Annotated in this window: 11 protein-coding genes; 9 read left to right on the forward strand and 2 right to left on the reverse strand. The window is 73.4% G+C overall.

Features of this window, described 5'->3' with window-relative positions:
- Positions 1–3: 3 nt before the first annotated feature.
- The 7 genes from ACWD3I_RS02045 (at position 4) to ACWD3I_RS02075 (ending at position 8,023) form a co-directional block, all read left to right on the forward strand.
- Positions 4–1,245, forward strand: coding sequence for a cysteine synthase (locus ACWD3I_RS02045; protein ID WP_451084023.1), 1,242 nt, complete (start codon positions 4–6; stop codon positions 1,243–1,245).
- A complete protein-coding gene (locus tag ACWD3I_RS02050) occupies positions 1,242–2,510 on the forward strand; it encodes an ATP-grasp domain-containing protein (RefSeq protein WP_365394342.1) in 1,269 nt (422 codons plus the stop codon). Before ACWD3I_RS02045 ends, ACWD3I_RS02050 begins: the two co-directional genes overlap by 4 nt.
- 63 nt (positions 2,511–2,573) lie before the next feature.
- Entirely contained in the window at positions 2,574–3,833 is a 1,260-nt protein-coding gene (locus ACWD3I_RS02055) for an ATP-grasp domain-containing protein (RefSeq protein WP_365394343.1), read from the forward strand.
- Positions 3,834–3,862: 29 nt separating this feature from the next.
- Entirely contained in the window at positions 3,863–5,134 is a 1,272-nt protein-coding gene (locus tag ACWD3I_RS02060; RefSeq protein ID WP_365394344.1) for an MFS transporter, read from the forward strand.
- 229 nt (positions 5,135–5,363) lie between these two features.
- Complete coding sequence (locus tag ACWD3I_RS02065; protein WP_365394401.1) at positions 5,364–5,561, forward strand: hypothetical protein; 198 nt, start codon at positions 5,364–5,366, stop codon at positions 5,559–5,561.
- Positions 5,562–7,649 carry a 4-alpha-glucanotransferase gene (gene malQ, locus ACWD3I_RS02070; protein WP_365394345.1) on the forward strand — a complete coding sequence of 696 codons (2,088 nt, stop codon included), beginning with the start codon at positions 5,562–5,564 and terminating at the stop codon, positions 7,647–7,649.
- Between the two features lie 98 nt (positions 7,650–7,747).
- Complete coding sequence (locus ACWD3I_RS02075; protein ID WP_365394346.1) at positions 7,748–8,023, forward strand: hypothetical protein; 276 nt, start codon at positions 7,748–7,750, stop codon at positions 8,021–8,023.
- Positions 8,024–8,157: 134 nt separating this feature from the next.
- On the opposite strand, the gene ACWD3I_RS02080 is transcribed toward ACWD3I_RS02075, so the two are convergent.
- Positions 8,158–8,766, reverse strand: a complete 609-nt coding sequence (locus ACWD3I_RS02080) for a TetR/AcrR family transcriptional regulator (RefSeq protein WP_365394347.1) — start codon at positions 8,764–8,766, stop codon at positions 8,158–8,160.
- Between the two features lie 141 nt (positions 8,767–8,907).
- On the opposite strand from ACWD3I_RS02080, the gene ACWD3I_RS02085 reads away from it, so the two are divergent.
- Positions 8,908–10,359, forward strand: coding sequence for an FAD-dependent monooxygenase (locus tag ACWD3I_RS02085; protein WP_365394348.1), 1,452 nt, complete (start codon positions 8,908–8,910; stop codon positions 10,357–10,359).
- Between the two features lie 147 nt (positions 10,360–10,506).
- Here the strand turns inward: ACWD3I_RS02085 and ACWD3I_RS02090 are convergent, their stop codons facing one another.
- The gene (locus tag ACWD3I_RS02090) at positions 10,507–11,028 is read right to left on the reverse strand and encodes a MarR family winged helix-turn-helix transcriptional regulator (RefSeq protein ID WP_365394349.1); all 522 of its coding nucleotides are present in this window, start codon (positions 11,026–11,028) and stop codon (positions 10,507–10,509) included.
- A gap of 145 nt (positions 11,029–11,173) precedes the next feature.
- Between ACWD3I_RS02090 and ACWD3I_RS02095 the strand changes: the two genes are divergently transcribed.
- Positions 11,174–12,484: an MFS transporter gene (locus ACWD3I_RS02095; RefSeq protein WP_365394350.1), complete on the forward strand. Its 1,311-nt coding sequence runs from the start codon at positions 11,174–11,176 to the stop codon at positions 12,482–12,484.
- Positions 12,485–12,498 lie beyond the last annotated feature (14 nt).

The raw sequence follows: 12,498 nt of genomic DNA on the forward strand, positions 1-12,498 counted from the left end.
GTGGTGCCCGAGCAGCCGGTCGCCGGTGCCGCCATCCGCTACCTGGTCGCCCGGCCGGGCCGGGTGGTGTCGGTCTCCGGCCAGGAACGCGCCGCCGCGCTGCCCGGTGTGGAGGAGGTCGTCGTCAAGCCGAAGCCCGGCGCCGTGCTGCGCGAGCCGCGCCGCAACGGCGACCGCGCCGGCCATGTCCTCGTGATCGCCGAGACCGCCCAGCTCGCGGCACGGACCGCCGAGGCCGCCGTCGAGGAGATCGACATCCGGACCGAGCCGGTCACCGCCCGCCCGGTCGCCGACTCCCTCGTCGACCTGATCGGCCGCACCCCGCTGCTGCGGCTCCCCGTGGACCGTGTCCTGGACGGCGTCCCGGCCGAGACCGAGGTCCTGGCGAAGCTGGAGCTGTTCAACCCCTGGTCCAGCAGCAAGGACCGGGCCGCACTGTCGATGCTGCGCGGCGCCGAGGAGCGCGGACTGCTCACCCCCGGCCACGGCACCGTGATCGAGGCGACCTCCGGCAACACCGGCATCTCGCTGGCCGCCCTCGCCGCCGCCCGCGGCTACCGCTGCGTCATCGTGCTGCCCGACAACGCGACCCAGGAGCGGGTGGCCATGCTCCAGTCGCTCGGCGCCGAGGTGGTGCGCACCCCGCACACCGGCGGCTACCAGGCGGCGGTCGACAAGGCCGCGGAACTCCACCAGCAGACCCCCGGCTCCTGGTTCTGCTGCCAGCACGACAACCCCGACAACACCCGGGCGCACTACGAGTCGACCGGCCCGGAGATCTGGGCCGACGCCGAGGGCCGTATCGACGTCTTCGTCTGCGGAGTGGGCACCGGCGGCACCCTCAGCGGCGCGGGACGTCACCTGCTGGAGCGCAACCCCGACGTACGGATCGTGGCCGTCGAGCCGGCCGGATCGCCGCTGCTGTCCGGTGGCGAACCCGGCACCCACACCATCCCCGGCTTCAACGGCGGCTTCATCGCACCGACCACGGAACGCGACCTCATCGACGAGGTGATCGCGGTCGCCGACGCCGACGCCCTCGACACCACCCGGCGGCTCGCCGTGCACGCCGGCCTCACCGTCGGCGTCTCCTCCGGCGCGGTCGTCCACGCCTGCGGTGTCGTGGCCGCCCGTCCCGAGAACCGGGGCAAGCGCATCGTGACCCTGCTGCCCGACACCGGCGAGCGCTACCTGAGCCTGCTCAGCCGCGTCGCCGAGGAGCAGGCGGCCGGGGGCACCCGGTGACGGCGCCCGTGGACGACCGGCCCCGCCTGCTGATGGTGATGCCGTACCGCCAGTTCGTCCGCAAGGCACAGGCCGAGGGGTTCTGGGTCGGCGCGATCTGGGACCCGCGGCTGGAGTCGCCGGAGTACCTGGACGACGTACGCGCACTGGCGGACGTGTTCGTCACGGCCGACTTCCGGGACGAGGAACTGCTGCGCCGCACCATCCGTGAGGCGGCCGAGGAGCACCGCGCCTCGGTGATCTACCACATCGGCCGCGAGGAGACGATGGCCGCCGCCTACGAGGTGGCCGAGGAACTCCGCATCGAGGTCAACCCGGCAGAGGCCGTCCGGCTCCTCACCGACAAGCACGCCATGCGGGACCTGCTCGCCGCACGCGCACTGTCCCTGGTGTCCTTCGAGGCGGTGGCGACCCGGCGCGAGGTACCGGACGCGGTCCGGCGCATCGGCCGCCCGGCCGTGGTCAAGCCGACCGCACTGGCCGGCAGCCGGGGTGTGTTCCTGTGGCGTGAGGAGGCGGATCTCGCGGTCTGGACGGCACTCGTCGAGCAGTACGGCTACGACGGTCCGTTCCTGGTCGAGGAGTATCTGCGCGGTCCCGAGTACAGCGTGGAGACACTGAGCCGGGACGGTGAGCACCGGATCGTCGGGATCACCGAGAAGCTGCTCGGCGCGCCGCCGCTGTTCGTGGAGGTGGGGCACGTCCATCCGGCGCCGCTGCCCCCGGAGCGCCGACGGGCCGTCGAGGACCTGACGACCCAGCTGCTCACCGCATGCGGGTACCGGTTCGGTCCCGCGCACACCGAGGTGATCTGGACCGAGGCCGGCCCCCGCGTCGTCGAGTCGCAGGCCCGGCTCGGCGGGGACCGGATCCCCCGCCTCATCGAGCTGGCCACCGGCCTCGACATCGAGCAGGCGATCTTCGCCGGCCTGGCGGGCAACGCGGCCGGGCCCGCCGCGGCGACCGCGACGGCGGTCGTGCGGTTCTTCGCCTTCCCACCCGGCCACGTCGACGAGATCCGCGGCCTCGACACGGTCGCCGGGCTCGGGTACGTCGACGAGCTGAACCTCCGGCCGAGCCCCGGCGACACGCTGGCGGAGGTCCGCGACTCCAAGAGCCGGCACGGACACGTCATCGTCTCCGGCGCCACCGCCGAGCAGGCCCGGGACCGGGTCGCGGAGGTGCTCGCCGCCATCGAGCTCGTCATCGACGGAACGCCCGTACGCGCGGACGGCCGGGCCGGAGTGCTCGGGACGCCCGTATGACTCTCCCCCACCCCGCAGGAAGGCAGTGCCCATGCAGTCCGTACCCGCACTCAGGAGCTCGTCATGACCGCCCCCGCCGGCGACGCCCAGGTGGTGTTCATCGGCTTCAACATGGCCTATCTGCACGCGATCGAGGGCAACGTCCCCAGCGGGTCGGTCGTGGTGATCGAGGAACCCGACATCCTCCGCAAGCGGGACCTGGCAGGCGCCGCGGCACACTTCGACTGCGTGGACCGCGTCGTGCCGGCCAGCTACCACCAGTCGACCGAGGCCCTCGACCTGGCGGCCGAACTGACGGCCGTGCGCCCCGTGGCCGCGGTGGTCCCGGGCCTGGAGTACGCGGTGCCCGCGGCGGCCGCGCTGGCCGAGAAGCTCGGGCTGCCCGGCGCGACCGAACAGGCCGCGCAGGCGCTGCGGGACAAGGTCCGGCTGCGTGAGGTCTCCGGCGCCGCCGGTGTCCGCAACCCGCGCTGGCGCGAGGTGTTCGGACCCGAGGACATCCTCGAGTTCGCCGGCGACGGTCCGGTCGTGGTCAAGCCGGCGAACCGGCAGGCCAGCGTCGGCGTACAGCTGCTGGACTCGGTCGACGCCGAGACCGCGGCACAGGCCTGGGAGCGGACCTCCTCCGCGACCGAGCGGGTGTCGGTGCCCGACCGGGAGCTGGCGTGGCGGTACCTGGCCGAGGAACGCCTCCAGGGGCCCGAGTTCAGCGTCGAGGCGCTGGTGCAGCGGGGTGAGATCGTCTTCCAGAACGTCACGGCCAAGACCGTGATCCCGGGGCCCTACCCGGTCGAGCTCGGCCATCTGCTGCCCGCTCCGCTCGACGAGGACACGCAGGCCGCGTTCACCACGGCCATGCGGGCCCTGGTGGCCGCGACCGGGTACCAAACCGGCATCCTGCACGCCGAGTGGATCCTCACCGAGTCCGGTCCGACGCTGGTCGAATGCGCCGGCCGCTGCCCCGGCGACCATCTGATCGACCTCATCGACCTGGCCTACGGCACCCGGATCAGGCTGACCCTGATCGACCTGCTGGCCGGACGTCCGGTCACACTGCCCCAGGTGTCGGAGCAGACCTCGGCGATCCGGTTCCTGGCCGCCGAGCCGGGCACCGTCACGGAGGTCACCGGCGTGGACGCGGCCCGGGAACTGCCCGGCATCGAGGTCGTGGAAGTGGGCGTCGAGGCCGGCGACGAGGTCCGGCCGTGGGCGTCCTCCTGGGACCGCGCAGGCCATGTCATCGCCACCGGGCCGGACGCGGACACCACACGCCGACGCGTGCTGGACGCGGACGCGGCCGTCCGTATCGCCACCACCGGCTGAGTCCGGAACACCACTGATTGAGGAAGCACATGTCCGACCTCTGGCAGCGCGTCCGCGGCTGGCGCGGATCCGTCCCGGGAGGGACGGCCGGCATCCGGCTGGCCGTGCTGACGTCGATCGACGCCGTCGGCACCGGCGCCTTCCTGGCCGTCTCCGTGCCCTTCATCACCCGGTCCGTCGGCCTGTCGGAGGGCCAGCTCGGGCTCGGCCTGACCGTGTCCGCCGCCATCGCCCTGGCCACGGCGATCCCGATCGGCGTCCTCGCCGACCGGGTCGGCCCCAAGAAGGTCCTGGTCTGGCTGAGCGTGTGGCGCTGCGCCTGGTTCGTGGCGTACCCGTTCGTCCAGAACCTGTGGCAGTTCCTCACCGTGGTCTGCCTGCTCGGTCTGGTCGACAAGGCGTCCGCGCCCATGTCGCAGGCCCTGGTCGGGCAGGTGACGAAGGCCGAGGACCGGGTCAGGGCCGTCGCGATCCTGCGGTCGCTGCGCAACGTCGGCTTCACCGTCGGCGCCCTGCTGGGCGGCATCGGGCTGCTCATCGACAACCGGGCGGGATACGCGGCGATCCTGCTGCTCAACGCCGCCTCGTTCGCCGTGCTCGCGATGCTGGCCGCCCGGCTGCCGATCCTCAGCGCGCCGGCGAAGAGCCTGCGCCGACGGTTCTCGGTGAGTGTGCTGCGCGATGTGCCGTTCCTGTCGTTCACGGGGATCAACGCCGTGCTCACCATGCACATGACCCTGCTGAGCATCGGCATCCCGCTGTGGATCGTCGGGCACACCGACGTGCCGTCCGCGGTGATCGCCCCGCTGGTCGCCGTCAACACCGTGCTCGCGGTCGCCCTCCAGGTGCGGGCCAGCCGGGACACGGACACCATGCCCGGCGTGGCACGCGCCCTGACACGGGCGGGGCTCTCCCTCGCGCTGTGCTGTGTGCTGCTCGTCGCGGCGCCGAAGCTGCCGGTCGTCCTGGCCGTCGGCGTGCTGCTGCTCGCCATGATCGCGCTGACCGGCGGCGAGCTGTTCCAGTCCGCCGGCGGCTGGGGCGGCTCCTATCTGCTGGCGGCGCCCAACGAGGAGGGCGTCTATCTGTCGGTCTTCTGGCTCGGCGTGGCCGTCCAGCAGATCGCGGCGCCGATCCTGGTCAGCGTGGTCGTCACGACCGGCACCACGGGCTGGGTCGTCCTGGCCGCCCTGTTCGCCGTCTGCGGTCTGGCGGCACCGCTTCTGTGCCGGTGGGCGCAGAATCGGGCGGACAGCAGGCCGCAGCCGGAGCCCGAGCCGACGCCGGCCGAGGCGGTCTAGCCGTACGGCTGCACGGATCGAGGCCCGGCGGACGCCTCCGCCGGGCCCGGTCGCGTCGTGGCCGCGGCGGGATCGGGACGTGCACAACAGAATGTGAGGAGATGCACGTTGTAGCCATTCGTACGTCTGTCACGGCGCCCACTGGGTAGAGCTGCGATAACCCGCAAGGTCGCCGTACTCGACAAGGAGGCCCCTCGTGGTCGCTCCCGCACACCCCCGCTCCAAACCCGTGGCGCAGCCGCTGTCCCTCGAACCCGAGCCGCACTTCTGCGTGTTCAGCGCGGAGGGCGCCTGCGCCGAGATCCCGCTGACCAGTGAGGCACCGCTGCCCGACGCGGAGCCCCTCACCAGCGAGCCGCCGCTCGCCGAAGCCGCACACCTGACCAGCGAGTCCGCGGTCTTCGAGCCGGACCTCGCGAGGCCGTAGATGGCGGCGCAGGGGTCGGCCGAACCGCCTTCCGAGGACCTGTCACGCCTCGCCGAGCTGCATGGCGTCGCCACCTCCTACAGCCCGTCCCCGGACCGTACGGTCGCCGCCTCGGCCACCGCCGTCACCCTCGCCCTGGCCGCCCTCGGCGTCGACACCGGCCGCCCCGCGGCCGCGCTGGCCGCCCGCGAGCGTGAGCTGCGCGACCGGCTGCTGCCACCGACGGTGGTCTGCTGGAGCGGCAGCCCGCCCGCGGCCCTCGGGAACCTGCCCAGGGGCACTCGGCTGCGGATCGAGACCGAACAGGGCGAGACCCGCGCCGGAGCCGACCAACTCCCGCCCGGCATCCACCGGTTGACCGCCACGGCGCCCGACGGCCGGGTGGCCGAGTCCCACCTGGTCGTCGCCCCCGCCCGGCTCCCCACGGCCACCGGACGCTCGTACGGACTCCTCGTCCAGCTCTACTCCCTGCTCTCCCAGCGCTCCTGGGGCATGGGCGACCTCGGCGACCTCACCGAACTGACCGCCTGGGCCGGACGGGCGCTCGGCGCCGGGTTCGTGCAGGTCAACCCGTTGCACGCGGCGGTACCGGGCGCCCCCACGGACCCCTCTCCGTACCGGCCCTCCTCGCGGCGCTTCCCGGACCCGGTGCATCTGCGGGTCGAGGACGTGCCCGAGTACGCCCATGTCACCGACCGCGAGGCGGTGCGCTCGCTCGCCGAACGGGCCGGGCGGCTGCGCGAAGCGGTGCTGGACAAGGGCGCGTTGATCGACCGGGACGCCGTGTGGGAGCTCAAGCGGGAGGCGCTGGAGCTGGTGCGCGAGGTGCCGCTCGGCCCCGGTCGGCGGGCCGCGTACGTCGACTTCCTCGCCGAGGAGGGCGAGGCCCTGGAGGACCACGCGACGTGGTGTGCGCTGGCGGAGGTGCACGGCTCGGACTGGAGCCGCTGGCCGGCCGGACTGCGGGACCCCCGCTCGCCCGAAACGGCCCGCGCCCGCGCCGAGTTGATGGACCGCGTCGACTTCCACTGCCGGCTCGCCTGGCTCACCGACGCCCAGCTCGTCGCCTCGCAGCGGGCGGCGCGGGAGGCCGGGATGCCGGTCGGGATCGTCCACGACCTCGCGGTGGGCGTGCACCCCGGGGGCGCCGACGCCTGGGCGCAGCAGGACTACTTCGCGGCCGGGATGTCGGTCGGCGCACCGCCGGACGCCTTCAACGCGCGCGGCCAGGACTGGGGACTGCCGCCGTGGCGCCCGGACCGCCTGGCCGAATCGGGCTACGCCCCCTACCGACGCCTGCTGAAAGCCCTCTTCCGCTACGCCGGTGCCCTGCGCATCGACCATGTGATGGGCCTGTTCCGCCTCTGGTGGGTCCCGCAGGGACACCCGCCGACCGAGGGCACCTACATCCGCTACGACGCCGAGGCCATGCTCGCGATCCTGGTTCTGGAGGCCTCGCGGGCCGGGGCGGTGGTGATCGGCGAGGACCTGGGCACGGTGGAGCCCGGGGTGCGCGAGACGCTGCGCGAACGCGGGGTGCTCGGTACGTCGGTGCTCTGGTTCGAGCGGGACTGGGAGGGCGACGGCCGGCCCCTGCCGCCGGAACGCTGGCGCGCCGACTGCCTCGCCACCGCGACCACCCACGACCTGCCCTCCACCGCGGCCCGTCTGACGGGCGAACACGTCGAACTCCGCTACCGGCTGGGCCTGCTGACCCGGGAGCTGGCGGAGGAACGGACGGAGGCGGCGGCGGACACCGGGGAGTGGCTGGAGGTACTGGCACGACTGGGATTGCTGCACGGCACCGGCGGCGGCCACAGCACATCGACGGAGGAGGCCGAGATCCAGGCCGTGCACCGGTTTCTGCTGCGCACGCCGGCGAGGCTGGTGGGGGTGTGGCTACCGGACGCGGTGGGCGACCGACGGCCCCAGAACCTGCCGGGCACATGGGACCAGTACCCGAACTGGCGCCTGCCGATCGCGGACGCGGAGGGGAGGCCGGTGACGCTGGAGGGGCTGGCGGGCTCGCCGCGCCTGCACGGTCTGGTGGAGGTACTGCGCGGGCCTCGCGCGGTCGGGCCGGGCTGATGCGGGGGATAGGCGGAACCGTCCCGTCCCCCCTCTCGTCGCCCACGTATGGCACCCCGGGCGCGCGGGGCCATAAGGCATTCGATACTTTTGGGATCGTGGACAAGAAGAACGCCCTGCGCGCCGGTGCCCTGGCTGCCGGTACGACGCTGATGATGCTGCTCATGACGTCTCCCGCGCTCGCAGTCACCCGCGACGACGGCGACGACCCCGGTCCGGGCCTGAGCGTCATGGAGACGCTGGGTCTCTACGTCGTGGCCCCGCTCGCGATCTTCGCGGTCATCGCCGGTCTGGTGTTGGTCCTGGACAAGTCCACGGACCGTGAGCCGAAGGCCAAGACCAAGGTTCCTGTGAAGGCGAAGGCCGGAGCCTGACCGAGCCGGGGGCCGGCACCACGGCCTGACCGCTCACCGCACGTTCCCGAGGGCGCCGACCCCGCCGCACGTACGCGCACCAAGCCGTACGTGGGCGAGGCCGGCGCCCTCGGTGTGTTCTCCCGCGCGGCCGCTCAGGGGCTCGGCGCGGTCAGATACCGCTGCACCGTCGGCGCCAGCCACGCCACGATCTCCTCGGGCGCCAGCGCCACCGCGGACGGGATCCGCAGCACATAACGGGTCAGCGCGAGGCCCAGCAGCTGCGACGACACGAGCGCGGCCCGCGCCGCGACCTGCTGCGGGTCCGGGCACGCCCGCTCGGCGATCGGCAGCAACTGCTCCCGGAAGATGCCCTGCATCCGCTCGGCCCCGGCCGCGTTCGTCGCGCCCACCCGCAGCAGCGCCGTGAGCACCTCGTTCTGCTCCCAGATGGCCAGGAAGTGCGTGACGAGGGCCCGCCCGACGTCCTCGGCGGGCAGCGCGCCCACGTCCGGCAGCCGCAGGTCGATGGCGACCGCCGCCGCGAAGAGGCCCTCCTTGTTGCCGTAGTAGCGCATCACCATGGACGGATCGATGCCCGCGTCCCTGGCGATCGCGCGGATGGTGGCCCGCTCGTAGCCGTCGGCGGCGAAGCGTTCGCGGGCCGCGGTGAGGATCGCGCCGCGGGTGGCTTCGGAGCGGCGGGTGGCGCCGGGACCGGGGCCGGGAGGCGTGGTCGTGGTGTCGCTGTTGCTGCCGTTCATATCCACGAGCGTAGGCCAACGTCTGTTTGCCAACAAGTGTTCGCCAACAAATGTTTGCCAACGCCTGTTGACTCCCTTCAGGGTCCTCGCTAGCTTCGTCAACAAGCGTCGGCAAACAAGCGTTGGCAACAGGAGGCCACCATGAACGGCACCGCCACCCACCGCACCGTGATCGTCGTCGGCTCCGGCCCCACCGGCCTGCTCCTCGCCGGCGACCTCGCCACCGCGGGAGTCCCCGTCACCCTCCTCGAAAAGCGCCCCCACGAGATCAGCAACCTCTCCCGCGCCTTCGGTGTGCACGCCCGCACCCTGGAGCAGCTCGACGCCCGGGGCCTCGCCGACCAGCTGCTCGCCACCGGCGACACCATCACCGGCCTGCGGGCCTTCGACCGCCTCACGCTCGACCTGACCACGCTGGAGTCCCGCTTCCCGTTCATGCTCATCACCCCGCAGTACGAGGTCGAGCGGCTGCTGGAGCGGCGGGCGAGGGAGGCCGGGGTCGAGTTCGCGTACGAGAGCGAGGTCGTGGGGCTGCGGCAGGACGCCGACGGGGTGGAGCTGGAGGTGCGGGGCGCGGACGGGACGGTCGCCACCCGCCGCGCGGCCTATGTCGTCGGCGCCGACGGACACCACAGCGCCGTACGCACGGCGATCGGCCTGGACTTCCCCGGGGTCTCCGTCATCAAGTCGCTGTTCCTCGCGGACGTACGGCTCGCCGAGCGGCCCGAGGACGTGCTCACCGTCAACGGCGCGGGCGACTGCTTCGCGATGATCGCCTCCTTCGGCGACGGCTGGTACCGGGTCATGGGCTGGGACCGCCACCACGAGGTCCCCGACGACGTCCCGATCGACCTCGACGAGGTCAAGGACGTCACCCGCCGCGCCCTGGGCGCCGACTACGGCATGCACGACGCCCGCTGGCTCTCCCGCTTCCACAGCGACGAGCGCCAGGCACCGCGGTACCGGGTCGGCCGGGTCTTCCTCGCCGGCGACGCCGCGCACATCCACTCCCCGGCCGGCGGCCAGGGCATGAACACCGGCCTCCAGGACGCGGCCAACCTGAGCTGGAAGCTCGCCGCGGCCGTGCAGGGGTGGGCGCCCGGCGGGCTCCTCGACACGTACGAGAGCGAGCGGCACCCGGTCGGCAAGGCGGTGCTGCGCAGCAGCGGCGGACTCGTCCGGCTGGCCCGCGCGCAGAGCCCGGCACTGCGCGCCGTCCGCACCCTCGTCTCCGCCGTCGGCAACGCGGTCGGTCCCGCCCGGCGCAAGGCCCTGGGCCAGATCTCCGGCATCGGCTACAAGTACCCCGCCCCCCGCGGCGCCCACCGCCTCACCGGCACCCGCGTCCCCGACGTCGCCCTGGAGAGCGGCCGCCTGTACGAGGCCCTGCGCGGCGGCGGGTTCGTCCTGATCGCCCCGGACCCTCAGGCGTACGCGGACCCGGGCACCCGCAAGGACCGGCTGACCGTGGAGCGCTGGGCGAGCGGCCGTCGTACGACCGTCCTGGTGCGCCCCGACGGATACGTGGCCTGGGCGGCGGACGCGCCGGACGCCGCGGTGATCGAGGAGGCGGTCGCCGCCGCCGTCGGGTGAAGGGGGACGGGGCGGCCCGAGAGGAGTCCGGTGCCGCCCCACCCGGTGGAGGGGCGCCGGGCCGTGTCGGCGTGCGGTCGCTCCGTCGCGCGGGCGCGTTCGGGTCCGCCTGTCCGTGGGTTCGTCGCCGTGCGGCCGGCGGAGCGCTCAGTGCGGCGGCGTCTGGGTTCCTGCCAGCAACTGGCGCAGCAGGTCGGCCAGTTGGCCGGCCTGTTCGTCGTCGAGGACGGACAACGCCTGCGTCTCGGTGGCGAGGCCGGCGCCGACCGCCTCGTCGAGGACGGTCAACCCCTTGTCGGTGAGGGTGACTTGGAGGCCCCGGCGGTCGTGCGGGTCGGGGGAGCGGCGGAGCAGGCCCGCGCGCTCCAGTTTGTCGAGCCGGCCGGTCATGCCGCCCGTCGTGAGCATCAGCGTCGCGGAGAGCTGACGGGGGGAGAGGGCGTAGGGCTCGCCGGCGCGGCGCAGGGTGGCCAGGACGTCGAACTCGCCGCGGGAGATCCCGTAGGGGGCGTACGCCTTCTCCATCCGGTCGCCCATGGCCCGTGACAGCCGGAAGATCCGCCCGAAGACCTCCATCGCCCGGGTGTCGAGGTCGGGCCGCACGGTGCCCCACTGCTCGATGATCGCGTCGACGAGATCTCCGGAGGGCCGCTGCGGCGTGGCGTTCATGGGTCGAGTATCCGCCGGGAGCCGGTCGGCCGCAAGAAAGTAGCTTACGGGAAAGTGGCTTGCGGAAAAGTTGCTTAGCGCTAAGCTGCTTTCGAGCAAGTTACTTTCTGGCGTGCCACCGCACGTCACTTCTCTAGGGGACGTCATGGGGAAAGCGGAGAAGACCGAGCGCATACCGGGGGAGTGGGCCCTGCCCGTCGCCGCCGCGGTCAACGGCATCGGCACGGGCATGTACGTCCCCTTCACCCTGGTGTTCTTCCACTACGTCACCGGTCTCTCCTTCACCGTCGTGGGCCTGGTGCTCACCGTGACCGGACTCGTGGGCATCGCCGCCCTCCCGCTGGCCGGCACGGCCGTCGACCGGTACGGCGCGAAGCGCGTCCAACTCGCCCTGTACGGCGTGCGGGTCGTCGGTTTCGCGCTCTACCCCTTCGCCCACTCCCTCGCCGCCTTCGCCGCGGTCGCCCTGGTCACGGCCGCCGCCGACCGTGCCTTCCCGGCCGTGCAGTCGTCGCTCATCGGCGAGGTGGCGCGCGGCGCCGGGCGCGACCGGCTCCAGGCGGCCACGCGTGCGCTGCAGAACGCCGGCAACGGCGCGGGCGCCCTGCTGGCCACGCTGGTCATCGCCTTCGCCGGCAACACCGGCTACACCTACGCGGCCTGGGGCAACGCCCTGTCCTTCGCCCTCGCCGCGCCGCTGCTGCTGCCCCTGCGGCCGGTGCGCGGCCGGGACGAGGCGGCCGGGGCCACGGCACGCGGGGCCGGCTACCGGCTCGTGCTGGCCGACCGGCCCTTCCTGGTCGTCACCGGCGCCAACTTCCTGAACGCGCTCAGCTATTCGGCCCTGTCCGTGCTCTTCCCGCTGTTCATCGTGGAGTGGCTGCACGGGCCCGCCGTGCTCACCGGCGCCGCGTTCACCATCAACACCGTGCTGTGCGCGGCCGCCGGGGTGTTCGTCGGCGGGCGGGTCCGCAGGGCCGGTGCCAGGCGCACCCGGGCCGCGGCGCTGGGCGCGGGACTGTTCGCGGTGGCGTTCCTCGCCCAGATCGTGCTGGGCACCCTGCGGCCGGACTCCGGCCCGCTGCTGGGCGGGGCCCTGGTCGCCGTGGTCGTCGTCTACACACTCGGCGAGCTGATCCACAGCCCCGCCGCCGAGGTCCTCGCCGTGTCGGCGGCGCCCGCGGCCGTGCGCGGCCGGTATCTGGCGGCGTACCAGATGTCCTGGTCCCTGGCGAAGGCGGTGGCGCCGTCGCTGTTCACGGCACTGCTCGCGGTGGACGGCCGAGTGCCCTGGGCGGCCCTCGTCCTCACCTCCGCCGTGGCCGCCGCACTGCTGCTCCGCGTGGAACGGCACCTGCCGGCGGACGCGGTACGACCCGTCGCGGAGACGGTCGTCCGGACGGCGGGCGCGGAGACCGCCGAGCGGACGGTCACCGCGCAGGGCGTCCGCCGCTGACGAGCGGGGGCGTC

It is taken from the genome of Streptomyces sp. NPDC002817, from assembly GCF_053592055.1.